Raw genomic sequence first — 24,388 nt, 5'->3', positions numbered from 1 at the left:
AAGTGGCTATTATTTTTTAACCTCTGGGATCGCAGTCTGATTGTTCGTTGAGATCATGATCTCATCATGCCGCTCGTGATCACTTTTGTGCAGATAGCGCGCCGTGGTCGCAATATTCGCATGCCCTGCGGTGTCCTGCAGGGTCTTTAACTGCACCCCGTTATTCGCGTGATTAGTCAACATGCTGTGCCGCAACCAGTGCGCCGACGCGTTTCTCAGCGTTGCAGCGGTATCAAGATCCCCATCCTCTTCAGCGGCGTTTGCCGCCTCAGCAAAAATCCCCTTCAATGCATTACCGGCAGTCTCGTTCGTCACACCAGACAAATCTTTGCGCCTGATCGATAACACCAGCGGCGTCGCATCGGTCCGGTTAGTCTGCGGCGTCAGCCCAAATGCCACTCGATACGCCCTGAACACCTCCAGCAATCCGATTGACACCGGCAGCCGGCGCAATTTGTTACCTTTTCCAACGACATCCAGCCACCAGCGTCCATCCCCTTCGTTATAGATCGCCCCCATCGTCGCTCCAACGATTTCCGAGAGCCGTGCACCAGTTGAGGCGTAAGCGGTCAGCAGGAAGCGATCCAGCGCTTGCCGTTTGATTTCCGACTCACAGCCAGGCACCCGGGCCGCAATCGTCGCCAGTGCGAGCGCAATGGCCTCCTGGTGCAAATACCGGGTAATCCTTGCGCCAGACTGCGCCTTGATGTTTTTGACCAGCGCTCCGGGGTCACGCCGCAGGTAGCCGCTTTTCTCGGCGTAGGCCAGCAAGCCCTTGACGGCGACTAACGCCTGGCGCCGTGAGCCGTCCGCCAGCTGCCCGCTAAACGGCCGGTAGCGCGCGTCGCTGCGCGGCCAGCGGGTCGTCGACACCCAGTCGGGAGGAGGGTGTTTCAAAAATGCTTTATAAGCGTTCAGATCGGCCACACGCAACGCCCGCAGCGGCTTATTGACCTCTTCCCGACACCAGGTCAGAAAGCGGAACAGTTCTTTCTGAGTATTGGCCAGACTGGCGGCCGACAACTCGCCACGCCCCAGGAATTCTTTGGCGATTTCGGCATCGGTACGGGCCGCGGTAATCGCGTCCGGCGCCGGCCCGTGGAACATTTCATTTTTTTCTGAGGTGTCGTCCAACACCGGCGGCGCCAGTCCTGGCGCGGGTGTCAGATCGATCAGGTCAAAGGTAATCATCAATGTTCCACACTATATAAAGTCTCCATACAGGCATTTTATCACTCCGCCACCTAATTCGACAATATATAACATAATGTCGAATGAGAGACTATTAACGTCATAATTATGATTTTATTATGACGTCATTATTTTTACTAATGGCGCGATTAATGCCATAATGTAGCCGCTGGCGCCCTTAAACTGCGTTTTCCCTCCTCTGGAGAAGCCAAAATGCCTGGTTCTGATCGTTGCAACGTACTTGGGCGGAAATTCGTGAGATCCACAAATTTCTATGCAGCAGTTCGCCAACCAGGCTTCTTGCGAAAATGGCAAGACAAACGTTATGGCCATGGTCGAGGATCTGAATAAAACCAATTTGGTCGGTGGCCAGTCGCACTTTAGGGATAGCGTGTCAGCACGCTGCTACCTGCTTCAGAATAAGGAGTTGCCATGAGCGACCGTCGCACCCTCACCTATGCCGCCTGCGACGCGATCGCGATCGCAGGCAAGAAGCCCTCGATCGCCAGCGTACGGGAATGGACCCTGGCGAACCAGGGCAAAAAACAGGGTTCTGATACGGATGTCCAGGGCGACATCAACGCCTGGTTCCAGGAGCTCCTCGCGTTAAAGCAGGAAAAACTGGTGGTATCCGGCCTTCCAGACGAAGTCGCTGCCCTGGCCCGCGCGATGTGGATCAAAGCCTGTGAATCAGCGGCAGAGAACTTAAACACCGAACGCGCAGAAAATCAAGGCCTGGTCACCGCCGCAGAACAAAAAGTGGCGATGGCCGCCGCGCAGATCACAAAAGCCAATCAGCGCACTGAACAGGTGGAGCATGAATGCGACGTCGCCCGCGAAGCAATCCGGCGCCTGGAAGAGTCACTGACTGAAATGCGCACCACCGCGGCCGCGATCGAGGAACGTCACGCTGGCCAGCTACTCGCGCGCGATGAGCGCATCAGCGCACTGAGTACCGATTTCGCACGGAAAGAAACGGAATATGCTGCACGGATCACCGAGCTTGATGGTGTTCGCAAGCATGCTTTACTGCAGATTGATGAAGCACGCATTGAGTCGCGCCACTGGAAAGCGGAATTTGATCGGGTCGACGCTGAAAACAAATCGAGCGTCGTGACGTATCGCCAGCGCGCTTCTGCGCTCGATGCCGAGCTCGCGGGTGTGCGTGGGCGCCTGGGTGCTGTGGAAGAGTCGCTGGCAGCATCACGCCAGCGCTGCTTGCAACTGGAAGCCGCGGCTATGACCGTGCGTCCGGCCAATGATGCTGCCTCCTCGGTATCGCGCAAAGTGCGCGCTGGGGGATTAATTAAACGACGTTAGTCGCGATGACCATAAAAACATATGTCTTGCATATGCCTGTAGGGACTGCTACATTGAAGATGTTAACCATAGTAGGAGTGAGATTATGCGTACTGTCTCCATTTTCAAAAACGGTAAGAATCAAGCAATTCGCCTCCCCACGGACATGTCTTACGAGAATGTAGGGGAGCTGGAAATTACGCGCAGCGGTGACACCATCACTCTTCGCCCTGTGCGCCCGAGTTGGCTATCGCTGGTTGAATTGCCCAAGGCAGATGTGGACTTTCTGCAAGAACGTCAGAGCATTATTAGCGATGAAGGTAGGTTTAATCTGTGACCACGTTCATGCTGGATACCTGCATTTGCTCTTTTATCATGCGCGAGCACCCAGTGTCTGTTTTGCAGCGATTAGCCGAAGAGGTTGCGCAAAATAATCGGATCGTCATTTCTGCCATTACCTACGCCGAAATGCGTTACGGGCAAATCGGCAAGAAGGCATCGCCCAAGCATAAAACGCTGGTTGACGAATTCGTGAAGCGTCTCGATGAGATCTTGCCGTGGGACCAGGCCGCTGTTGACACGACGGTAGAGGTGAAGATTCAACTCACCAAGGCAGGATCCGTAATCGGCGAAAATGATACCGCTATAGCCGGTCACGCGATTGCTGCGGATTGTGTGCTGGTCACAAACAATGTGCGTGAATTTAGTCGCGTTCCTGGTCTGTCTTATGAAGATTGGGTTCACTAAGGAAAACTCTGTCTTCACAACTCGTCGACATACAGCAAAGGAAAATAAAATCATGGCAAATATCAAGACTCAAGATGATCGTGACAACCGGATTCGTGTGCTACACGAACAAGCGGGCAAGCACTGGCCGAAATTGGAATCGATCATAGATGAGTTGAAGTCGCTCGGCGCGCACTCGTCGGACGGGGATAATTCGCTCGCTAACGTCCGCGATTGGCCGAAACAACTCTCACATCGCTAACCGAGGAAAATAAATGAGTTCGCAAATATCATCACTAGAATACCTGGACGAAATCGCGCGCGAAGCCTGGTTGGGAAAATATGACCGCGTGGGTGTCCTTTCAACGGGTGAAGTGCTGTACGTAGCTCTCGCTTCCGGTCGTATGCGGGAACTCGCTCCCAGCGACTCCATCGCCTATGCGGTTGACCGTGTCGGCACCGAATGGATGAACCATATGCTTCTCGTTTGGCGCTCAGATTCACAACCAAAAAACTGATTTATAGAGTGCAGTTAAAACCGGAGGCAGCCGATAAAAAAGCTTTAGCGATATATTTGTTGCCTCACGATCCACTGTGGAGATTGTCATGCGGGCGATCATCGAGGCATGAATTGACGATGGTCATGGCGACTGCCTCCGGTTTTAACTGGACTCTCGTAGACGAAAGCAAATTTGTCCAAATTGTGACGGTAAATTCATCCAAATCATGGTTTTTTAAGCATCAGAAAGGGGGCTGTTAAAAGGGCTGCAGTATTCAACACAAATAACGTAATTTTTGGACGGGCTTACGCCGAGCGGCTCCCTAAAACCCCAGCCTTTTTACCAGTCCTCCTGCGTAGACAACAGTAAATTCGTCCAAATTTTTCACCCTGCTTTCATAGGAGAGTACTCACACATTTGGACAAATTTACTTTTTAAATTGTGTGGGCAAATTTGTCCTTTGGCAGCATGAGAAAGTAAATCTGTCCTTACGCAGCTTGAAAAGCCTAAAAAGTATTCTATGCTGTTGAATTCATGGACAATTTTTCGCGATATCGCTCTGCGATGTTATCAAAAAGGTCGCGTGACGAACGTTTGATCGAAGCGTGCAGCCCGAAACTGGGTCGCCGCTTACAGTGTTTTGGCGAGCATGCCTTTAAACAATGGTTGCGTCTGGAATCCGATCCTGTCGTGCAGACGTTTTGCGAGCGACCTGCGATGATCGATTTTGCTGGCAAGTATCGCGTCGCTGATTATTGGGTGCGTCAAGCCGATGCTGAAATGTTTCTGATCGTTGGCGAAGAGCATGCATCTTCATCGGTGATGGTCGGTGATACCAGCGTAGTAGTGCGTGCAATTCCGTTGGCGGAACTCGCTGCAGCACGGATGTGGGTTAGCAACTGGGAGTTGATGATAGTGAGCATCGTTTCGTGTCAGCGATTGATTACAGAACCGCTCATCCGTTCGGTACTGCGGTGTGTAACGGAACCGATGCAGTTGTCCCGCATAGAACGTGAATTAGTGGTGGGTGACCCGACCTTGGTGCGTGCAACCGTGTATCACTTATTGCATCAAGGGCGATTAACAGCACCGCAGTTAATGCTGGAACCGTTATCATTTTTGACGCCCTTCGAACCTGTGTGAGTTTCCTATGATTCCTCGTCGATACACTCTGCAGGGGATGGATATCGATACGTGGTCGAGCATTGATGTGAATGCTCTTTCAGAAGACAAGCGCAAGGTATTTCAAGCGCGCCATCAAGCGATCGTGTTGTATGCAGGTGGGGAATTGCTGCATAAAATCCATGCCCAAACAGGCATTAGTGGTCGCCAACTCTATCATCTGATTCAGCGTTGTTTGAGCGTGGATGACGATGGCAGAATCTTTGGTTTGCGTGGGCTGCTCAAGCACCAACGCATCGGATCGTATATGCGAACCGCCGCATTGGCACCGGGTTGTAGCGTAACAGGCCAGGGTTTTGTGGGCGCGTTCAGTGCCCTGCTAGAACGCTATCCGGCACTCATGCAATGGTTACACAAACAGATTGATGAGCATGCTGTTGTTCTGAACCAGATCAGCACTGATGAGGGTTTAAAAACGCGCTTGAGCGGGATCGTCGCATTACAGGAATCATTCCTACGGCAATGTCGCAGAGCCGGCATCACCGCAATGGAATATCCTTTAAATACTGATCGCATGGGCATTCGCTCCCTCTCTGCCTATGTCAAGTCAGAAATACTCAAGAATTTCGGTGCTGCTGCGCGTGCTGCCGGTGCGCATCACCTCAAAGGCTTACCAACTTCACTCGCATCAGCTACGGCGATTGTGCGTCCATTCCAGGCAGTTGAATTTGATGGGCATCGACTGGACCTGCGCTTAAAAATTGTGATTCGCGATCCGCTCGGCTATGAACAAGAACTGGAGATCGAACGCATATGGTTGCTGGTGATTCTGGACGTGTGTACCCGCGCCGTACTCGGTTATCACCTGGTGATTGCGCGAGAATATAGTCGCTACGATGTGATCAAAACCATCGAGCAAGCATTGACACCGCACCAGCCACGCAGTTTTACCTTGCAGGGTGTGGGCTATGGCGGCGCTGGCGGATTTCCGTCGGGGAAGTTGCCAGAACTTGGCTATGCCATCTGGCAACGGATCAAACTCGATAACGCCAAAGCCAATCTCGCCAATGAAACCATCGCTGCGCTCTGTGAATTTATTGGTTGTGCCGTGGATGCCGGACCACCGTACCATCCCGATGACCGACCGTATATCGAGCGCTTCTTTGGCACGATCGCCAACACGGTATCGTCACGCTTGCCCGGTTATTACACCGGGTCCGGGCCGGACGATGTGCGACGTGCATTAAGTTCTGCGAAAGGCGACCTGCGGTTATTCCTGTCGCTTGCTGAGTTGGAAGAATTGATGGAGGCGTCGCTGGCGACCTACAATGCCACGCCGCATTCCGGCTTAAATGGCCGCACGCCACTGGAAGCGATGACCTATCACGTGCGCGGCAAAGCCGCCATGATCTCCTGGTTACCGGAAGCGAAACGGCGCACGCTGTGCCTGATGCAACAGGCGCGTCGCTGCCCAGTGCGCGGTTATCTGCAACAAGGCACACGTCCGCATATCAATTTGTTTCAGGTGCGCTATACCAGCGCGGTGCTGGCCAGCAGCGGCTCTTTGTTGGGAAGTCATTTACGCGTGTATTACAACAGCGATGATTTACGCACCGTGCGTGCATTTCTGGCCGATGGGTCTGAGCTCGGCATACTCAAAGCCCAGGGAGCATGGGGCGAGGTCAGCCACGATATCACTCTGCGGCGCGAGATCATGAAGAAGCGCGGTAACAAGCGCCTCAAGGTCACAATCGATCATGTGTTTATTGATGATTTTATTGCGGATAAAAAAATCAAAGCCAAGCGCAGTCGGCGTGCGGCCAGTGATCTGGAAAGAACCATGCGCATACTGGCGAAAGCCCCGACTTCCGCGACGCCGCCTGGACCACCGTGCGAGCATGGTAGCGCCCCAATCAAAACTGAGGCTCTATGCAATTTAGGTGAAGCAACAACCACAACACCGACGATACCGACCGACATCAACAAAAAAATCGTCCCGATACCACTCACCATCGGCAGTGGATATGGACCCAGTATTTAGCAAGTCGAATGCTGATTTTTTGCATCAAGGAGAGATCCTTTGTCTAGCCATAACAACCGCCTGACCCGTCCCATCAGCAAGGAATTACATCCACTCGCTACCGGCCAGTACCGGATCGCTACCCCGGCCATCCAGGCGTTTTACGAACTTATTTCTCGCTGTTTACGCTACCGCATTACCGGTGCATTAATTTATGGTCCACCGCGAATAGGCAAGACTAAAGCGATTGAATACATCCGCTTGTTACTCGCTGAAAAAGTGCCGACCATCACCACCTATCATGTGCAAGCTGAACATAAGCCGCGCCATGCAGAAGGCCCGCTCTTCGCCAATCTGCTGGAAGCCGTTGGTTACCCTGATGCGTCAGGCGGATCGAATTCTGCCAAGCGGCAACGCCTGATCAATAAAATTCGCGAAGCCTGTATCAAGGCCGGGCGCGGTACCGTCATCTTGTTTTGCGATGAAGCCCAGCGCTTCGATGAAAACGAATATGAGTGGTTACGCGACATTCACGATCATCTGGATCGCATGGAAATCAAGCTGTTCACATTTCTAGTCGGCCAGCAGGATTTGCTGTCGATTAAAACCAATTTCCAGCGTAGCGGGAAGATGCAAATTGTGGCCCGTCTGATGGTCGAAGAGCTGGCATTTTATGGCGTGCGCGATGTCAATGAAGTGGCCACCTGCCTGGCGGGATACGGCCAGACCTTCTATCCACGCGGCTCGGAATGGAGTTTTACCCGATTCTATTTGCAGCAAGCGGTGGATGCTGGCTATGTCCTCACTGATGATGCGCAGTTAATTTGGACAACCTTCGAGAACATCCATAACAAAGCCGGATTCAGCGGGGCGATGGATATTCCGATGGAATCGTTTACCCGCGCCGTCGAGATCGTCCTTAAGGACGCAGCGATTCATGATGCACCGGCTTATCGGCCACCGCCTGCGCTCTGGGAACAAGCAATACGACACTCCGGTTATACCCAAATCAGGATCGCTACCAGTCGTCTTAAACTGGCGCTGCGGGAGGCTTAGTGCGAGAGCGCGGCGAGATCAAGATTCCCGCGTTTACTGCGTATCCGATTATGCTGGTCGATACGCATGCCCTAACCCCTGCACTGGGATACGTCTTTAATTCGACGTGGCTGGATCCGCAGGAATCTATCGTATCCATGCTCTGGAAGTTTGCGCGGATGAATCTGATCGCTGGCCATCTCATTGCAGGGCAAATTTCCAGAACGGTGGTAGATCCCTATGAGGGAATTAATCCCAGTAGCAGTGAAGTTGACATCCGGCGCGTACATCAGATGCTGTGCTTGCCATCGAAGCTGATTCGCAATGCATTGCTGCCAGATGGGTTGGGTTGCCCCGACTTTCGCTATTGTCCACGCTGCATGCGCCGCGGCTATCACAGTGTGGTGCCTCAGATAGCGCTGGTCACGCACTGTCCGATACATGGCAACGCCTTGCAAAACGCATGCGTTCGCTGCGACAGCAAAACACTATATCGGCTCAATGTCATTCTGTTGGATGCGCCATTTCGATGCGGATATTGCCGAAGCTATTACGGCACCTGTCATCCACGTTTTTTAGAAAGAACACCACTAAATTTAAAGGCGCGGGTCGCCATCACGCGCATGCGGTTGCATTATTTCGCACATTGAATTGTTCATTTCGGTGAATTTTTATCAAAAAAACAGCTAAAACAGATGGACGAATTTGCTTTCCGCAATGCGCGAAATTAATTTTGGACAAATTTACTTTCTAAAACCGATAACGCATTGAATTTATTGGATAAATTTCTGATGCTTCGGAAAAAATCAGGATTTGGACAAATTTACCGTCACAATTTGGACAAATTTGCTTTCGTCTACGCTAATCTAATCTAATCTAATCTGTCTTATCACTCACCACCACCGAGCCATAGATAGAATCCAGATGGATTCGGCTAAATTTATTCTTGCCAGCCTCCTGAGCATCAAGTCGTCTGTAGCTTGACTCTGATGCAGTCCCCTTTCTTGGCTGATATTGGTCTGCCAATATAACTAGCCAACCTTTTTTGAATCGACATCATGAAAAAAATGTCGTTTTTAGTATTTCGTATTGGCATAATTATTTAAGGATATATTTCCATACGGCATTGTTATAGAATATTGCAAAAGATGTAAAAAATACACTTGGTTAGGTGTTCGGCTATTGATCCGTGTGAGGACGGATCAATATGCCCAACTTTGAAGGGATGGGTATTCCGCTCAATGTGATTCTGCTCTGTATCTGCTGTTACGTGGTTGGTCCGTTGAGCTACAAACACCTGGTGGATCGAGCAGGACTATCGCGCTATTAAGCGGGTCACCCGGCCGATGCTCGAGGCGAAATCGCCCTCCAGCGCCGGTTAGCTGTGTGCCGATGGCGAGTTTGTGATCCGCAAGGGTCAGTACACGACCGATAACGCGGATGCAATATTATTCGCCGACCAGTTTATGCCCCGATTCAACGGGACCCCTTAGTTTGAGATACACAATTTCTTTGGTGAAAATTTTCACCTTGTGATTAATAACGCGACAAAGTCACTGGTGTTTGTGCTCGTATTCGTACTTGTAGGAGCTGCTGTTATTGGAATGTTGATGGCCATTCGGAGGCCGCTGAACTGAGATCGCTGCCGATGGCTCTAGCCGAGACTTTATTTTGTAATGTTCCAAATCTGGAGACAAGTACATGAAATTAGACGTCATTGTTATCGACGATACCTCGGTCAATCTTTTTTTGACATCGCACTTGATCAGTAAATTTGATGGGTGTGTTCCAAAATCATTTACCAACCCGCAAGATGGTCTGGCATGGTGTGCTGAACATGTTCCAGATTTAATTATCATTGATTATATGATGCCCGAAATGGACGGCATTGAGTTTATCCGTCGTTTTCGCGCTTTCCCGGGACGTGAAGACATCCCTGTATTGATGGTGACGGCCAACGATCAGGTCGAAACCCGCCATCGTGCCTTGGAGGCAGGTGCCAATGACTTTCTTTCAAAACCGATAGATAAGGTCGAACTTGTAGCGCGTACTCGCAATATGCTGTCGTTGCGGCGTAGTCAGCGAAACTTAATAGACAACGCAACCTGCTTGGCCTTAGAAGTAGAAAAGGCCACGGCCGAGATAAGAGCGCGCGAGCGGGAAACTATTATCCGCTTGTCGAAGGCGGCTGATTACCGCGACCCTGAAACCGGTTCGCATATTTTACGCGTGTCCCATTTCTCCAAACTAATAGCAGCCAATATGGGGTTGTCGGAGCAGGATCAACAAATGTTGTTCAACGCTACACCGATGCATGATGTTGGCAAGGTAGGTATTCCTGATCACATTCTGCTCAAGCCTGGCCGGCTGGATGCCGCAGAATTTGAAATCATGAAACAGCATGCGATTTTAGGCTTCAACATACTTGATGGTAGCCAATCCGTTATCTTACAGGCGGCAGCCCAAATTGCCTTGTCACATCATGAAAAATACGATGGCAGTGGCTACCCCCAAGGCTTGGTCGGTGATGCCATTCCAATCTTTGCCCGCATATGCGCTGTGGCCGATGTGTTCGATGCCCTGACGTCCGAACGCCCCTATAAAAAAGCCTGGGACGACGTACGTGCCGTAGCATTGTTACGTGAGGGTTCCGGCCATCATTTCGATCCCGCATGCGTGGATGCCTTCTTACTTAACTGGGATGAAGTGGTAGCGATACGCACTCGTTTCAAGGAAGAATAACTCTCCAGGGCGAGACTGGCATTGTCTAACGACTTGACCAAGCGAATGTATGCTGACTCTGCGCGTAAATCGCTACAGAGACCCGCACAACAGACCGGCCTTCAATCATTTACCTGAGTGATTATTGCGGTTGGCCTAACCAGCAGAAGAAGTTATCGAAAAAATGAGAGCACTATTTATTTTTTGTGTAATAACGGTCACCTATGTGATCAGCGGTAAATTGGCAATGCTGCTGACGCTTCCAGTCGGTTATGCCTCAACCATTTTCCCTCCTGCCGGAATTGCTCTGGCTGTCCTGTTTATTGCTGGAAAACGGCAGTTACCGTCCGTTTTTCTGGGAGCACTTCTGCTTAATATATGGATTGCGTATTCGGCCGGTCAATCCATGGACAGAATGCAGTTGATTCTCGCTGCGTCGATTGCCGCTGCGTCAGTAGTGCAGGCTAGTGTGGGGAGCTGTTTGCTCAGGAAAGTTATAGGTTACCCGCTTAGCCTTGATCGTGTCCGGGAAATCTTACGCTTTATGCTTCTGGCTCCAGCTATTTGTCTCATCAGTGCCAGTCTATCCGTGAGCAGTCTGTTTGCTTTTGGTGTTTTTGGTTCAAGCAGCATTTTCATTAATTGGGCTAGCTGGTGGCTAGGCGATACGCTCGGTGTCGTAGTGTTTTTCCCTCTGGTTATGATCTTGGCCGGTGAACCGCGTGTTCTTTGGAAAAAACGTTTAGGTACAGTGGCGCTACCTATGCTGTTTATATTTACGATTTTTGTCGCGATATTTCTCAAAACGAGTCAGTGGGAATATCACGATTCATTAAATGATTTTCGGCAACTTTCCCAGCAGGTCAACAGCCAGGTTCAAACCAAACTTGAGGAGCAGGAATCGTTGCTGGAACAAGTGGCAGGTTTAATGACTCATGATCAAAAAAGCCCAATTACACGGGGAGGTTTTCATCGTTTCGTGGCAAGGTCGTTGATCCGTTTTCCGATGATACAGGCAATCGAATGGGCACCGGAAGTCAGTGGAATACACCGTCAGTCTTTTGAAGATACGCAACGCCAGGAATCACCAACGTTTAGGATTTGCGAGCGTGATGATCAAGGAACGATGCAGCAAGCAAAAAAACGCAGCCAATATTATCCGGTTACCTACGTTGAGCCACTTGCCGGTAATGAGTTGGCATTAGGATTTGATCTTTCTTCAAGTCAGACACGATTGCAGGCAATACGTAAGGCCAATCAGTCGGGAGCGTTAATTATTTCTGCACCGTTAAAACTGGTGCAGGAGCGTCAGCACCAGATAGGTGTTCTGTTACTGTTATCAGTAGAGCCAAATGATTCAAAATCAGGTATCGTTTTAACCGTTTTGCGGATAAGCGATTTTATGGAGAGGCTGCTCCAGTACACCCGTCCTATGTTGTACACCCGGCTTGTCGACCTTGATGAAAAACAAATTATTTACGATAACTTTGATCAGGAAAGTCATCCTGAATTAATCGACTACTTCTTCAATTTTGGTTCCCGCCATTACAAGCTGGCAACCGCACCAACCCCAAAATATTGGACTTTGCATCGTAACTGGCAAAGCTGGGCCTTACTCGCCGTGGGTACGTTTGGTAGCGGATTACTGGGATCGCTGCTATTGCTTGGTACTGGGTATACATCGAGGATCAAAGAGGAGGTCAAAGAAAGAACCAAGCAATTGGAACAATCGAAAAAGGATGTGGAAAGACAGAATGAAAAGAATCTGGCGATCTTACGTAATGCCAGCGATGGAATACATATCCTTGATGTTGATGGAAATTTGATCACGGCGAGCGATTCCTTCTTTGCCATGCTTGGCTATCAGCGTGATGAAATCATCGGATGCAATGTTTGCCATTGGGATGTGCAATTATCTGTTGAAGAGCTTACGCTGGTAATAAAGAATCAGTTCGAAGTTAACAAGAGATTCCAGTTTTTATCACGTCACAGGCGAAAAGACGGTGCCTTCATTGATGTTGAGGTTAACGGTATGGCGCATGAACTGGACGGACAGCCTGTGTTGATCAATTCGTCACGCGATATCACTGAGCGTAATCAATCTTTAGAACAATTGCGGCAGGCCAAGCAAGTTGCCGAGGACGCTAGCGTTGCCAAGAGCAGTTTTCTAGCCAACATGAGCCATGAAATTCGTACGCCAATGAATGGCATTATCGGGATGACCGAACTTGCGCTCGATACTGAGTTAAATCAGGAACAAAAGGAGTATCTTGGGTTGGTCAAGTCCTCCGCGGATGCGTTACTCCATATCATCAATGACATTCTTGATTTTTCCAAAATTGAAGCCGGGAAGATGGATATTGATGAGATTGAATTCGATTTGCGTGACATGCTATCGCAAACCGCACGTTCGATTGCCTTGCAAGCTCATCAAAAAAATTTGGAGTTACTCCTCGATATTGATCCTGCTATTCCACGAATACTGATTGGCGATCCGAGACGACTGCGACAGGTTATTGTAAATTTAATTGGAAATGCGATCAAATTTACAGAACACGGCGAAATAGTGGTCAAGGTCACGATGGATACACAATCGGCAAATCGCAACAGGCTGTCGTTGTGCATCAGTATTCGCGACACCGGCATCGGCATTTCCAACCAAAAATTCAAGGCAATCTTTGACTCATTCTCACAGGCAGATAGCTCGACCACACGCCACTACGGTGGTACAGGGCTAGGACTTTCGATATCGTCCAGATTCGTTGAACTGATGGGCGGGACCATCACACTAGTGAGCAAAGTTGGCCAGGGCTCCACGTTTTTTGTCAATATCATGCTTGGGAGCACCCCGCATGAGACGCTACTGCCTGATGAAATAGTGGATTTGAAGGATATGCGGATGTTAGTGGTTGACGACAATTCGACCAATCGTCAACTTACAGTGGAGATTGCTCGGCTGTGGGGAATGCACCCGACTTCAGTATCTGGCGGACAGCAGGCGCTAGATGAACTGGCTCGTGCCAAACATGCTGGTGAGCCGTATAAGTTGCTGTTACTCGACGTCCGAATGCCAGACATGGATGGTTTTGCGGTCATTGAACATCTGCGTGCTCAACATGAAGATGCCATTGCACCGGTCATGATGCTTACTTCCGATGGGCAGCGGGGCGATGCGATACGTTGTAGTGAGTTGGGAGTTGTCGCCTATTTAAATAAACCATATTTGCAATCTGACTTACTTGACGCGATTATGAAGGCCCTCGGGCTAGCATATGGAAAAGTACCGCAGTTGCTCCCGCGCCACTCTTTGCGCGAAAAGAAACACAAAATCAATGTGCTACTGGCAGAAGATAATAGTGTTAACCAAACTTTGATCACAGTGTTATTACAAAAATTCGGGCACAGCATCGATATCGCAGAGAACGGTCTTATGGCCGTCGACAAATGGCAAGTCGGGCAATATGATCTGATTCTAATGGATGTTGATATGCCTTTACTAAACGGGTACGCGGCGACCATGCGAATACGTGAACTTGAGCAGCAGAGGCAGGGACGTGTACCTATCATAGGATTGACGGCTCATGTGGTGCAAGGCAGCCGTGAAAAATGCTTGGAAGCGGGCATGGATAGTTATCTGTCAAAACCAATTAACACCGAAGCATTATGGCGTGAGTTGAATAAATTAGGCCGGCCTGTTCATATTGATAAGCCCGCAATTACAGTCAGGACGCTCACTGTTGCAGATTTCGCTAAGACACGAAAAGATGTTGATGATGACCACGTAATTTTTGACAAGGTCGTGCAGCTATTTTTGGTGGAAGCAGCCATTCACGTGCAGCATATAAAGGACGGAGTAACGCAGCATTCCGTCGACAAAGTACGCTGTAGTACACATACATTACGAGGAATATTAGGTATTTTTTCAGCCGAACGTACTATACAGGCAGTGCAGAATATTGAGCGATTAGCCGACCAAGCGGATATCGATGAGCCTATCAAAGAACTCGATATCGCGCTGGCAGAATTGGTGCAGACGATGCGGTCGTATCATTGGTAAATCATCCGCGTTATCTGGTTCAAGGCGACATTTCCAATATTGGCAGCTTGCACGCCCATTAATGAACCACCGCTGAGGGTTTCCGCGGTGGTGCCGTCATAGACCTTGTTATTCGCAGTGTGGGCTCCCCTGATGGTCGATACTTTTGCAGGTCGGTGCTTTCGCAGTGATATTGGCCGTCAATGTGTTGAGTTGTCAATGCCGGAGTAAAGATGTACCAAATGGCGCGTTAAAAGTGTACCAATCCGGGTTAATAAATAGAGCCGTTGAGGCCCTGAATTGTTCTCTTTTCAATGCACATTTCTATACTCTGCAGAGTTGGGGTGGCGGGCGCAGCGCAGCGTAGCCCGTTCCCTCAAGTCGTTGCTTTTACGGGTTGGCCCCTCCTTTTTCAGCAGTGCTGTTTGGTTTGACATTGCGCTGTTGCCGTTTCTTGCTGGTGGCCAATCGATACGATTCGCCGTTCATTTCCAGGATGTGGACGTGATGGGTAAGCCGGTCAAGCAAGGCGCCAGTCAGCCGCTCCGAACCGAGGACGCTGGTCCACTCGTCAAACGGTAAATTCGAGGTCACCAGCGTGGCACCGTGCTCATAGCGTCGGCTAAAGACCTCAAACAACAATTCCGCACCGACCGCTGTGAACGGCACATAGCCCAGTTCATCGACAATCAGTAACTTCACGTTAGTCAGTTGCTTTTGCAAGGCACGCAGTCGTTTCTCGTCACGCGCTTCCATCAGTTCATGGACCAGGGCGGCGGCCGTCGTAAAGGCAACGCTGTGTCCTTTCTGACAGGCAGCTAATCCTAGTGCCAGCGCAGTATGCGTCTTGCCAACACCCGAAGGTCCTAACGCGATGACGTTCTCGCGCTTATCAATCCACTCACAGCGTGTCAGTTCGAGCACCAGGGATTTGTTTAAGGTTGGCATCGCCATGAAGTCGAAGGTATCCAGACTCTTGGTCACCGGAAACCTGGCCAGACGGATGCGCCGCTCCATCGTGCGGCGTTCACGGTCGATACGTTCGAGTTCGCACAACCGTAATAAATAGCGTGGGTAATCTACGCCTTCACGCGCGCAGTCGGCGCCGACCTTCTCATACTGATTCTGTCGCATTAAGCGCAGTCATCAAAGCATTCGAGTAGACTTCTTCCTTTGAAAAAAGGCGAACCGAGATGCTGGATACCAAAGGGATGCGATTTCCGATCGACGTGATTCTGGTGTGTATCCGCTGGTACGCGGCCTACCCCTTGAGTTACCGGCATCTTGAGGAAATGATGGAGGAGCGTGGTGTGGTTGTCGACCATTCTTCGATCAATCGTTGGGCTATCAGATTCTTGCCGCTGCTGGAAAAAGTATTCCGCAAATACAAGCGTCCGGTTGGCGGCAGCTGGCGAATGGACGAAACGTCTATTAGCGTAAAAGGGGTCTGGAAGTATCTCTATCGGGCCGTGGACAAGGAGGGCAAGACGGTCGATTTTCTTTTGACGGCCAGACGGGACAAGGCGGCAGCCACACGTTTTTTCGACAAGGCCATGCAGACCAACGGTATCCCGGAAAAAGTCACGATGGATAAAAGCGGTGCCAACAAAGCGGCGATCGATAAGATCAATGCCGGCATGGACACGCCAATGGTAGTTCGGCAGGTCAAATACCTCAACAATGTCGTCGAACAAGACCATCGTGCCGTCAAGCGTGTGACCAAGCCGATGCTCAACTTTAAATCATTTCGGTCCACCCGAAACGTCCTGGCCGGCATCGAACTCATGCACATGATCCGCAAAGGACAGCTCATGATGGAAGACTCCGATGCGATGTCTTTTGCCGACCAGTTTTATGCTTTGGCAGGACAAATCCGTCCAGTTTGAAGGCCGGGGCAAGAGCCAGCCAAAAATCCGATCTGTCCTTGCTAACGCGACAGAACCGTAGTCAATATGCCAGCCAGCTTTACCAGAGCCTTCTCGATGAACATGGCTTTGTTTGCAGTATGAGCCGCCGTGCAAACTGCTGGGACAATGCCGTTGCTGAACGCTTCTTCCTCAATCTCAAGATGGAACGCGTCTGGCAACGCCAATATGCCAACCACGCGGAGGCCAGCAAAGACATTACTGCTTACATTGTCGGCTTCTATAACACCGAGCGATTCAATTCAGTATTGGGAAATCTGTCGCCCGTCGCCTACGAGCGAAAAATGGCATAAAAAAAACCTATTGTTGTGTCCGAAATTACTTGACCACCACACATCCGCATCATTGCCTCCCTGATTGTTCGCGAGACAATAAATATATCGCCAAATCTGCTCGAATGGCTGCCTCCGGTTTTAACTGCTCTCGTCTACGGCAAGTGGCAGACTGCGTCCGATGTTTCAGGGGCTGCTCCACAGAATTCTGTCCGAACGCTTTTGATCAACTGTTCCTCCAACAGTGCCGTCGCAGTGGGTAGCGTGCCTGGTGCTCGGTGCAAAACGATTTCGACCTCGGGCAGCGGGGGAAAATTTTCCTCGAGCCCGAAAGTCCGCCACTCAACCGGTACCATGCTCTGCGCCATCACGGTCACAGCCAATCCTCCAGATACGGCGATCTTTCCTCCAGCAAAGCTCTGGCTGGAGTAGGCGACACGCCAAGGGCGTCCGTGGGCGTCGAGTGCAGCCAGCGCATGTTCGCGGAATACGCATCCCTCTGGAAACAGAGCCAGTGGAACCGGCGCCTCATCGTGCACCAGATGTTGACGTGAGCCGGCCCATACCAGTTGCTCTCTGCGCAATATTTGGCCGCAGCTGCGGTTCGACTGTCGCGTGATGAGGGCCACGTCGAGGTCGCCAGCCTCAATTTTGTCGAGTAACTCGCCACTTAGCGCTCCGATTACTTCCAGTTGCACACGTGGATAAGCATGGGCAAAGCTCGTCAGGACGGCAGGTAAAAAAAATTGCGCGTAATCGTCTGGCATGCCGAGCCTGACGTGGCCTTCGGCGAACGGTTGACCGAGCGCAGCAAGGGCCTCATCGTTCAGGCGGATCATGCGGCGCGCATAGCCAAGTAGCACCTCGCCTTCTTCAGTCAATCTTATGTGACGGTTATCTCGTTGGAGCACTTGCTTGCCAATCAACTCCTCCAGCTTGCGCAACTGCATGCTCACGGCGGACTGAGTACGGCACAGGTAGCGGGCCGCGCGCGTAAAGCTACCGCTGTCAACGACAGCTGCAAAAGCTTGGAGTAAGGTCAGATCAAGGTATTTCAACATGGCACCCATCATCACGTTTCGTGATCGTCAGCATAACAACAATTCGTTTGCTTGTCACAAAGCGGCATTCTATATTGATTCCTAGGCATATGTTGGCCTGTCAACCAGAGGAGTGAGATGTTATGAAGGTAGGATTTATAGGTTTAGGAACCATGGGACTCCCAGCCGCCAGAAATATACAGGAGCGAGGTTTCGAGATGGTCGTGTATGACCTGCGCCGGGAAGCTGCTGAAACCTTGTTGGCTAACGGAGCGGCTTGGGCAGACAGCCCGCGCGAATTGATCGAGCGCGTCGATGTCGTGGTGAGTATGGTCTTCGGACCGGTGCAGATTGAGCAAGTGGTTCGCGGAGTGGGTGGTTTTTTCGAAACCGATGTTAAAGGCAAGCACTGGATCGATCTGACCACCAGCAGTCCCTCTCTGATGCGGAAACTTGCCGACGAGTTCATCGCGCTTGGTGGATTTCCGATTGATTCGCCAGTTACTGGTTCTGTTGATTCAGCAATCCGTGGTGACATGATCTTGTTTGTAGGTGGAGATGATTCACACATTGAAAAAACGCGTCCCGTGCTTGAGGCGATGGGTGTGGTGCGTAAGGTCGGCCGCTACGGCAACGGCTACGTCGCTAAACTGGTCAACAATCAACTCTGGAAGATCCACGCCGCTGCGATCGGAGAAGCCATGGTTGCGGCCAAGGTCGCTGGCCTGGAACCCGAAGTTTGGTGGGAAGCGATGAAGGGCGGTGCCGCCGATAGTTTCGTGATGCAACATGACGTACCATCGATCTTTGCTGGCCACTACGATCCGTCCTTCCCGCTCGCGCTGTGTCTCAAAGATCTCGGTCTGATCGAAGAATTGTTGCATGAAACCGGCACACGTTGCGAGCTGACCCGTGCGACACACGCGCGCTTCGAAGAAGCGAAGCAGCGTTACGGTGAGCGTGCTGGCGAAATGAGCGTCTGCCGACTCATCGAGGAGGACGCTGGGGTGGCTTTGCGCGTTGCAGGCGACTGGATCCCGCCATGGGAAGTGACGCCGACACGGTCTCAGTTACTAGCCTAACACCGGCTAGCACCCAAGAAATTCGAATTTCTAACTAAAGGATGATGAAATGATACTCAAACTTATAGGTTCCCTAAAGGGATTGACGCTGGCTAGCGTGCTGCTCATGTCATTCGGCGTCCAAGCGGCGGAGGGCACGGCCTTGCGACTGAGCTGGTTTGCCGAGCCCGACTCTGAGGTTGTCACAAAAATGGCCAAGGAAGTTCTCGAACAGCAACTCGGCTACAAAGTTGACATGTCGGCTGTCGCGCTCGGACTGCAGTACCAAGGCGTTGCTACAGGTAAGCTTGACGCGATGCTGATGGCCTGGTTGCCGAATACCCAAGCAGCCTATTGGGATAAGTTCAAAAACCGTGTCGATGATCTCGGCGTCATCTACGAGGGCCGTCTCGGCTGGGTCGTACCCGACTATGTTCCTTTGAACGAAGTCAGAACCATCGCCGACCTGGCGAAGCCCGAAGTACGGCGCAAGCTTAATGAAAAAATTCAGGGTATCGACGCCGGCACTGGCCTGATGCGCAAGTCCGAGGAAACGATCAAAAACTACAATTTGGCGGACTATAAGCTAGTCCCCAGCAGTGCGGCCGCGATGACCATCGCACTTGATCACGCTATGCGAAAAAATGACTGGATCGTCGTCACGGGCTGGACCCCTCACTGGATGTTCGGAAAATGGAAGCTACGGTATCTGGAGGATCCAAAGGCCTCGTTGGGTGGGGCCGAAGGCGTACACGCGCTTTCTCGCAAAGGTTTCCGCAAAGATTTCCCGCGCGCAGCGGATTTCCTTGAACACTACAAGCTGCCGCTGTCCGACCTGCAGACGATTATGGCTGAGGCCAACGCGAGTTCGGATTACGATGGCGCGATTAGCCGCTATCTTAAAGCCCACCCGGAGAAAATTGCTGAATGGACCACAGGTGCAAGGAAGCTCCCGCTTTACGGCAACTGATCTCGACTACGATGAGCCATCGCTTCGGATCAAGCTGATTGCTGAACACATTCTGCGCCATGCTTGATAAAGTGCAAAAACCGGAGGTTTCTTGGACGTGGTAGCCGCCAGTGCACGCTGATTGCCATGCCCGGCACGCAACGTCCAAGAACTCAATCCAAGAAACTCGTCCAGGAACTGGTTCTACCAACGAGTTTATGGCCGCGCCGCAGTCGCAATTTTTGCTGGTTCGCTGCGATGGAATACAGGTCGGCGCGGCTGATTGCAGGTTCATTCGCAGTTATCTCTGGTTTGAGGTGGACGCTGGCCGCAGCTAATTCTGGTCGAAAAAACCGCTGAATGCAGGTCGGACCGTTTTCAAACGCAGGTCGCGACAAATAGGGGCTGGTTTTTAGCCTTCTTACATCTCTGGTTTGAGATGGGCGATAGACGCAGCTATTCCTGGTTCAAAATTGGGCTGAGTCCCGTGAATTCGGTGTCTAAAGAGATCAGCATGACTTCTCTTATATCGTGACAGGCGGGCGCTCACGAAATGCGTAGCGTGCGGCCTGCGCGTCGTAGAGCGCGTGGTGTTCTGGCAAACCATTTTTCTTGTGATACGCGTAACGCAGCAACTCGTTAATATTGCGTCCGCCATGGCGCGGCTTGCACCATGGCGGCACGCGATTGTCTAACGCGTCGGCGAACAAATCCCAATCGGTTTGATAGTCGATGCAAATTTCAACGCCTTCACTGTTGCGCTTGACGATTTTCATCCATGCCGTGATGCGCATACCAAGTTCTGTAACCGGACAGTAGGCATGTGGATACTGGTTCAACAGCGGAATGACCGCTTCCCGCACAAAGGCACTGCACGCGGCGGCGGTAAAGGGCACTTCCGCATAAAATTCCTCGCCAAAATCGGCAACCATGCCGATGCTGATCAACATCGGGTCGCGGAAATCGGTGAATACGTCCAGCGTGCGAGGCATCCCACTTGGATGCCGTAAATCTGGCAATAAAGTGCCCGATTCAACTTGAAAATCGCTGTCTTGAAGTCGCATTTCTTGTTTTACAGAAATTGTTTTATAAGCATCGGTATATTTGGGACTTAGATCAATCAGGAGACAGTTGATGAAATCAGGAAAAGTGGTGGTTGACCACCTATACAAGGTCTTTGGGAATAATCCAGGGGCGGCTTTGAGTATGCTTAAAAAAGGATACTCAAAGGACAAGATTTTTGCTGAAACAGGGCAAATCGTCGGTGTCCAGGATGTTTCATTCGAGGTGAAAGAGGGCGAAATTTTTGTGCTGATGGGGCTCTCCGGTTCGGGTAAATCAACCCTGGTCCGTCTGATCAATCGCCTAGTTGATCCGAGCGCGGGCAGCGTCTGGGTGGATGGTCAAGACGTCGCTGCGATGAGGGGTCCTTTTGATTCCCTTGCAATATACGACGATAGGCACCCCTAGTATCCATGCGGGTTTCAGCGGGGTCGCTCCAGTAATCCCCTTATAAATCAATCACTTGCTGTCTGGGTCGCAGCCGGCATTTTCAGTAGCCTTTCGGGCTGTCAATCGGCCGAAACCGATTTCCAATCACGTTCTTGCATTGTTATAGCAAAAAAATAGCAGTTATCCATTATTGCGCAATTTAAATATAACGAAAGCTCGTTTTATAACGTTAGAAATGCATGTAAGATATACGCAGATTTCTTCCTTTTTACCGAGGTCCGTAGGCCGCGTATCGCCACCACCACTTTCGACCAGATCCGTTCGACCATATTGGGGGACCGTAAGGATTCCTACGTAAATGAGTAACAGGCGAAAACAGCTTTGGAATCAAAGTATTTTCGCGTCACCGAACGATAGGTGCGTATTCTGGTCAACGTGACCGCTCATTCTGGCCGATCGTGACCGCTGCGCCTGCGATGTTGTTACGCGGTTAAATTGTAATGTCTGCGGTCACGATGGGTCGATAGTTTTCTCCTTTTTGCTGGTTTTAGGTCGTTCTGCGCCACGCAGTGAATCGCCGGTCAGTGTCAGCCGATGATTGCGCTGCAGAATGCGGTCCAGGATGGCGTCGGCAATAGTGGCGTCGCCAATCCAGGCATGCCAATGGTCAACAGGAAGTTGACTGGTAATAATCGTCGCTCTGTTTGCCGCCCGGTCGTCAATCATCTCCAGCAAGTCGGAACGGGTCGTGCTGTCGATCGCGCCCATGCCCCAGTCATCAAGTACCAAGACATCGATCTTGGCGAGTTGGAGCAGCCATTTCCCAAAGCTGCCGCTGCCGTGCCGGATGCGTAGTTCTTCCTGTAGACGGGGTACGCGTTGATAAACAGCAGAGTATCCGCGCCGACAGGCGTACTGTGCCAGTGCGCAGGCCAGCCACGATTTGCCAGCACCGGTCGGTCCGGTAATGAGAATGCTGTGGCCAGCACTGACCCAATCTCCCAGCGCCAGACTCATCACTTCACGGCGGTCGATGCCACGCCCCGAGCGGGCATCAATGTCTTCAATCGCCGCTTGTGCGTATTTCAGGTGGGCGTTCTTAAGCAGGCGCAGGAGCTTGCGGTCATTGCGGCAATGGACTTCGCGATCAACCAAGAGTGCCAGACGTTCCTCGAAACTCATCGCCGCCATACTGGCCTGCGTCAATTGTTCCTCCAGTCCGGTCGCTAAGCCATCGAGTTTTAAGGTCCGCAATTGGGCCAGAGTGGTATGCATCATCATCGTTGACATCCTCATTGATAGTAATCAGGGCCACGCACATGGGCATGGTCAGGACTGACCCAATCGCCAACTGGGGCACACGGTGTGCGATCACGGTTATTTTTGAGAATGTCACGGACGTGGCGGTATTGGCAGGCACCGAGCTGTAAGGCCAGCATGCATCCTGCTTCAAGACGTGGCTTGCCGTAGCGCTTGGCCAATGACAGCAGACCAAGACAGGCACGGTAGCCGTGCTCGGGATGTCTGTTCTCGGCCATCAGACGCGTCACCGCCTCCGCTGTCGCCGTACCGATGGTCTGTCCCCAGTGAATCAGTCGCTGTGGCGTCCATTCCAATTGCGCACGATGCGCCACCGGCATATGCAGGGTGTCGGTGGTGAACCCGCCTTCGCCACTGTTGCGCGGATGACTGGCGACACGTTGACCGCGATGCAGGATTTCCACTGTCGTCGCTGTCATCCGGGCTTCCAGCACCTGACCGACCAGGGCTTGCGGCACACTGTAGTGATGGCGGCCGATCTCAACGTGGTAATCGTTATGCACCCTGACAGTCTTGAAATGCGCCATCTCATAACATTGCAATGGCAAAGGCCGTAGCGCCGGGACATCGAGTTGGGCAAACGCACTGGCGCGACTACCGGGTAGCTTCTGAAACGGCTTATCGTTAAGTACGCTCAGCAGCGGTGCGATGGCGACATCGACCTCGTGGACGCTGCTAAATTGCTGATGTCGCAGACGCGCCATGATCCAGCGCTCGACGATCTGCACTGCTGATTCGGCCTTCGCTTTATCCTGAGGATGACGCGGACGGGCTGGCAAGATGGAGGTGCCGTAGTGGCGCGCAAAATCGCGTACGGTGTCGTTACTGCGTGGTTCGTAGCGATTGGCGTCGGCGATCATAGCCTTCGGATTATCGGGAACAATCAACTGCGGTACCCCGCCGAAGAAGCGCAGCGCACGCGCTGTCGAAGTGAGCCAGTCGGCCATCGTCTCACGCGGCGTAGCACAGGCATAGGTGTAGCTCGATGCGCCCAGAGCAGCGACGAAGATGTGGGCACGGCTACCATCAGTGAGACCGATAGTCGGACCAGCATAATCAATGAACAGTTTCTCGCCAGCCCGGTGAATCTGGCGCATAGAGCGTTTGAGCTGTTTGGCAAACTGCCGGTAATTCACGCAGAACTGTGAGTAGGCATAGGTCTGGTGCTGGGCATAATCGGCACGATACTCTTCCCATAGCAACATCAGCGTCATCCCCTTGCGCCGCAGTTCGTGATGCAGCCTGGCGTAATCTGGCTGGACATGGTCTCGGGTCCGTTCTGGCGTGACCAAAAGCCGGTGCGCCAACTCGGTGTCGTCTACATCTTGCACCGCCGACCAGTCCAAACCGGCAACGGCGGCCAGGCCGACATACTTGGTGACGACTCCTTTTGAAATCCCCAGTGCTGCGGCAATCTGCTGGTGCGATAGTTTGGCATCCAGTTTTAAACGTAATACGTCTTTTATCTTACGCATAGTGATCCTTTGTACGGGCACGTTGTCTCCAGACAAACTGGAAGCGTACCCGTTCGGTTGCTCTATGCGTAACATCATCACGGTGCTGTACGACACCATTCCGGTATCGTGACCGATGATTCTGCTATCGTGACCGCCGATTCTGGTCGGGCTTGAAATCGGTCACGATAGACCGGAATGAGCGGTCACGATGCGCCAGAATGGTCGGTCACGATAGACCAGAATCGGTGGTCACGATCGGCCA

General features: G+C 51.5%; 21 protein-coding genes and 2 pseudogenes. 17 read left to right on the top strand and 6 right to left on the bottom strand.

The genetic code is table 11. The annotated features are described in order from the left end of the window. Nucleotides 1-9: 9 nt before the first annotated feature. Complete coding sequence (locus RGU75_RS23430; RefSeq protein ID WP_322240842.1) at nucleotides 10-1,191, bottom strand: tyrosine-type recombinase/integrase; 1,182 nt, start codon at nucleotides 1,189-1,191, stop codon at nucleotides 10-12. Between the two features lie 432 nt (nucleotides 1,192-1,623). Here RGU75_RS23430 and RGU75_RS23425 point away from each other — a divergent pair, with 432 nt between their 5' ends. The 12 genes from RGU75_RS23425 to RGU75_RS23370 all read left to right on the top strand — a co-directional run bounded on the left by RGU75_RS23425 (nucleotide 1,624) and on the right by RGU75_RS23370 (nucleotide 14,671). Continuing rightward, a complete protein-coding gene (locus tag RGU75_RS23425; RefSeq protein ID WP_322240840.1) occupies nucleotides 1,624-2,511 on the top strand; it encodes a DNA-binding protein in 888 nt (295 codons plus the stop codon). 85 nt (nucleotides 2,512-2,596) lie between these two features. Continuing rightward, nucleotides 2,597-2,827: a type II toxin-antitoxin system VapB family antitoxin gene (gene vapB / locus RGU75_RS23420; protein WP_322240838.1), complete on the top strand. Its 231-nt coding sequence runs from the start codon at nucleotides 2,597-2,599 to the stop codon at nucleotides 2,825-2,827. Between the two features lie 8 nt (nucleotides 2,828-2,835). Next, complete coding sequence (locus RGU75_RS23415) at nucleotides 2,836-3,237, top strand: type II toxin-antitoxin system VapC family toxin (protein ID WP_322240994.1); 402 nt, start codon at nucleotides 2,836-2,838, stop codon at nucleotides 3,235-3,237. Between the two features lie 52 nt (nucleotides 3,238-3,289). After that, nucleotides 3,290-3,478, top strand: a complete 189-nt coding sequence (locus RGU75_RS23410; protein WP_322240836.1) for a hypothetical protein — start codon at nucleotides 3,290-3,292, stop codon at nucleotides 3,476-3,478. A 13-nt stretch (nucleotides 3,479-3,491) separates the two neighbouring features. Continuing rightward, nucleotides 3,492-3,734 (top strand): hypothetical protein, encoded by a 243-nt coding sequence (locus RGU75_RS23405; protein WP_322240834.1) that lies wholly within the window; start codon nucleotides 3,492-3,494, stop codon nucleotides 3,732-3,734. Between the two features lie 516 nt (nucleotides 3,735-4,250). Continuing rightward, nucleotides 4,251-4,859, top strand: a complete 609-nt coding sequence (locus RGU75_RS23400; RefSeq protein WP_322240832.1) for a hypothetical protein — start codon at nucleotides 4,251-4,253, stop codon at nucleotides 4,857-4,859. A 7-nt stretch (nucleotides 4,860-4,866) separates the two neighbouring features. Then, nucleotides 4,867-6,879: a transposase gene (locus RGU75_RS23395; RefSeq protein ID WP_322240830.1), complete on the top strand. Its 2,013-nt coding sequence runs from the start codon at nucleotides 4,867-4,869 to the stop codon at nucleotides 6,877-6,879. 39 nt (nucleotides 6,880-6,918) lie between these two features. Beyond that, a complete protein-coding gene (locus tag RGU75_RS23390; protein ID WP_322240828.1) occupies nucleotides 6,919-7,914 on the top strand; it encodes an ATP-binding protein in 996 nt (331 codons plus the stop codon). After that, a complete protein-coding gene (locus RGU75_RS23385) occupies nucleotides 7,914-8,543 on the top strand; it encodes a hypothetical protein (protein WP_322240826.1) in 630 nt (209 codons plus the stop codon). The genes RGU75_RS23390 and RGU75_RS23385 overlap by 1 nt, the downstream gene beginning before the upstream one ends. A 557-nt stretch (nucleotides 8,544-9,100) precedes the next feature. Next, nucleotides 9,101-9,223 (top strand): hypothetical protein, encoded by a 123-nt coding sequence (locus RGU75_RS23380; RefSeq protein WP_322240824.1) that lies wholly within the window; start codon nucleotides 9,101-9,103, stop codon nucleotides 9,221-9,223. Between the two features lie 371 nt (nucleotides 9,224-9,594). Beyond that, nucleotides 9,595-10,635: an HD domain-containing phosphohydrolase gene (locus tag RGU75_RS23375; protein ID WP_322240822.1), complete on the top strand. Its 1,041-nt coding sequence runs from the start codon at nucleotides 9,595-9,597 to the stop codon at nucleotides 10,633-10,635. Between the two features lie 163 nt (nucleotides 10,636-10,798). Beyond that, nucleotides 10,799-14,671, top strand: coding sequence for a response regulator (locus RGU75_RS23370; RefSeq protein ID WP_322240820.1), 3,873 nt, complete (start codon nucleotides 10,799-10,801; stop codon nucleotides 14,669-14,671). 369 nt (nucleotides 14,672-15,040) lie between these two features. Here RGU75_RS23370 and istB (RGU75_RS23365) read toward each other — a convergent pair whose 3' ends face one another. Next, entirely contained in the window at nucleotides 15,041-15,784 is a 744-nt protein-coding gene (gene istB / locus RGU75_RS23365) for an IS21-like element helper ATPase IstB (RefSeq protein ID WP_322240818.1), read from the bottom strand. 59 nt (nucleotides 15,785-15,843) lie between these two features. On the opposite strand from istB (RGU75_RS23365), the gene RGU75_RS23360 reads away from it, so the two are divergent. Both RGU75_RS23360 and RGU75_RS23355 read left to right on the top strand, forming a co-directional pair. Beyond that, the gene (locus RGU75_RS23360; RefSeq protein ID WP_322240816.1) at nucleotides 15,844-16,536 is read left to right on the top strand and encodes an IS6 family transposase; all 693 of its coding nucleotides are present in this window, start codon (nucleotides 15,844-15,846) and stop codon (nucleotides 16,534-16,536) included. A 38-nt stretch (nucleotides 16,537-16,574) separates the two neighbouring features. Then, nucleotides 16,575-16,868 (top strand): annotated as a pseudogene (locus RGU75_RS23355) (IS3 family transposase); the annotation flags it as partial. Nucleotides 16,869-17,002: 134 nt separating this feature from the next. Here RGU75_RS23355 and RGU75_RS23350 read toward each other — a convergent pair. Continuing rightward, complete coding sequence (locus RGU75_RS23350; RefSeq protein ID WP_322240814.1) at nucleotides 17,003-17,920, bottom strand: LysR substrate-binding domain-containing protein; 918 nt, start codon at nucleotides 17,918-17,920, stop codon at nucleotides 17,003-17,005. A gap of 110 nt (nucleotides 17,921-18,030) precedes the next feature. Here RGU75_RS23350 and RGU75_RS23345 point away from each other — a divergent pair, with 110 nt between their 5' ends. Both RGU75_RS23345 and RGU75_RS23340 read left to right on the top strand, forming a co-directional pair. Next, on the top strand, nucleotides 18,031-18,969 hold the full coding sequence (locus RGU75_RS23345; protein ID WP_322240812.1) for an NAD(P)-dependent oxidoreductase: 939 nt from the start codon (nucleotides 18,031-18,033) through the stop codon (nucleotides 18,967-18,969). A gap of 49 nt (nucleotides 18,970-19,018) precedes the next feature. Continuing rightward, a complete protein-coding gene (locus RGU75_RS23340) occupies nucleotides 19,019-19,918 on the top strand; it encodes a glycine betaine ABC transporter substrate-binding protein (protein WP_322240810.1) in 900 nt (299 codons plus the stop codon). 503 nt (nucleotides 19,919-20,421) lie between these two features. Here the strand turns inward: RGU75_RS23340 and RGU75_RS23335 are convergent. Next, nucleotides 20,422-20,961 carry a hypothetical protein gene (locus tag RGU75_RS23335; protein WP_322240808.1) on the bottom strand — a complete coding sequence of 180 codons (540 nt, stop codon included), beginning with the start codon at nucleotides 20,959-20,961 and terminating at the stop codon, nucleotides 20,422-20,424. 70 nt (nucleotides 20,962-21,031) lie between these two features. Here RGU75_RS23335 and RGU75_RS23330 point away from each other — a divergent pair. Beyond that, nucleotides 21,032-21,322: pseudogene (locus RGU75_RS23330) on the top strand (ATP-binding cassette domain-containing protein); the annotation flags it as partial. Between the two features lie 537 nt (nucleotides 21,323-21,859). Here RGU75_RS23330 and istB (RGU75_RS23325) read toward each other — a convergent pair. Then, the gene (gene istB, locus RGU75_RS23325; protein WP_322232626.1) at nucleotides 21,860-22,630 is read right to left on the bottom strand and encodes an IS21-like element helper ATPase IstB; all 771 of its coding nucleotides are present in this window, start codon (nucleotides 22,628-22,630) and stop codon (nucleotides 21,860-21,862) included. Nucleotides 22,631-22,641: 11 nt separating this feature from the next. Then, nucleotides 22,642-24,165, bottom strand: a complete 1,524-nt coding sequence (gene istA, locus RGU75_RS23320; RefSeq protein WP_322240175.1) for an IS21 family transposase — start codon at nucleotides 24,163-24,165, stop codon at nucleotides 22,642-22,644. Nucleotides 24,166-24,388: the final 223 nt, after the last annotated feature.

It is taken from the genome of Glaciimonas sp. CA11.2 (genome assembly GCF_034314045.1).
GTDB lineage: Bacteria > Pseudomonadota > Gammaproteobacteria > Burkholderiales > Burkholderiaceae_D > Glaciimonas.
This window is presented reverse-complemented; position numbering and strand designations above follow the sequence as displayed.

Coding starts and splice junctions, on each gene's coding strand:
- RGU75_RS23430 (WP_322240842.1), bottom strand. CDS start 1,191: ATGATTACCTTTGACCTGATCGATCTGACACCCGCGCCAGGACTGGCG.
- RGU75_RS23425 (WP_322240840.1), top strand. CDS start 1,624: ATGAGCGACCGTCGCACCCTCACCTATGCCGCCTGCGACGCGATCGCG.
- vapB (WP_322240838.1), top strand. CDS start 2,597: ATGCGTACTGTCTCCATTTTCAAAAACGGTAAGAATCAAGCAATTCGC.
- RGU75_RS23415 (WP_322240994.1), top strand. CDS start 2,836: ATGCTGGATACCTGCATTTGCTCTTTTATCATGCGCGAGCACCCAGTG.
- RGU75_RS23410 (WP_322240836.1), top strand. CDS start 3,290: ATGGCAAATATCAAGACTCAAGATGATCGTGACAACCGGATTCGTGTG.
- RGU75_RS23405 (WP_322240834.1), top strand. CDS start 3,492: ATGAGTTCGCAAATATCATCACTAGAATACCTGGACGAAATCGCGCGC.
- RGU75_RS23400 (WP_322240832.1), top strand. CDS start 4,251: ATGGACAATTTTTCGCGATATCGCTCTGCGATGTTATCAAAAAGGTCG.
- RGU75_RS23395 (WP_322240830.1), top strand. CDS start 4,867: ATGATTCCTCGTCGATACACTCTGCAGGGGATGGATATCGATACGTGG.
- RGU75_RS23380 (WP_322240824.1), top strand. CDS start 9,101: ATGCCCAACTTTGAAGGGATGGGTATTCCGCTCAATGTGATTCTGCTC.
- RGU75_RS23375 (WP_322240822.1), top strand. CDS start 9,595: ATGAAATTAGACGTCATTGTTATCGACGATACCTCGGTCAATCTTTTT.
- RGU75_RS23370 (WP_322240820.1), top strand. CDS start 10,799: ATGAGAGCACTATTTATTTTTTGTGTAATAACGGTCACCTATGTGATC.
- istB (WP_322240818.1), bottom strand. CDS start 15,784: ATGCGACAGAATCAGTATGAGAAGGTCGGCGCCGACTGCGCGCGTGAA.
- RGU75_RS23360 (WP_322240816.1), top strand. CDS start 15,844: ATGCTGGATACCAAAGGGATGCGATTTCCGATCGACGTGATTCTGGTG.
- RGU75_RS23350 (WP_322240814.1), bottom strand. CDS start 17,920: ATGATGGGTGCCATGTTGAAATACCTTGATCTGACCTTACTCCAAGCT.
- RGU75_RS23345 (WP_322240812.1), top strand. CDS start 18,031: ATGAAGGTAGGATTTATAGGTTTAGGAACCATGGGACTCCCAGCCGCC.
- RGU75_RS23340 (WP_322240810.1), top strand. CDS start 19,019: ATGATACTCAAACTTATAGGTTCCCTAAAGGGATTGACGCTGGCTAGC.
- RGU75_RS23335 (WP_322240808.1), bottom strand. CDS start 20,961: ATGCGACTTCAAGACAGCGATTTTCAAGTTGAATCGGGCACTTTATTG.
- istB (WP_322232626.1), bottom strand. CDS start 22,630: ATGATGATGCATACCACTCTGGCCCAATTGCGGACCTTAAAACTCGAT.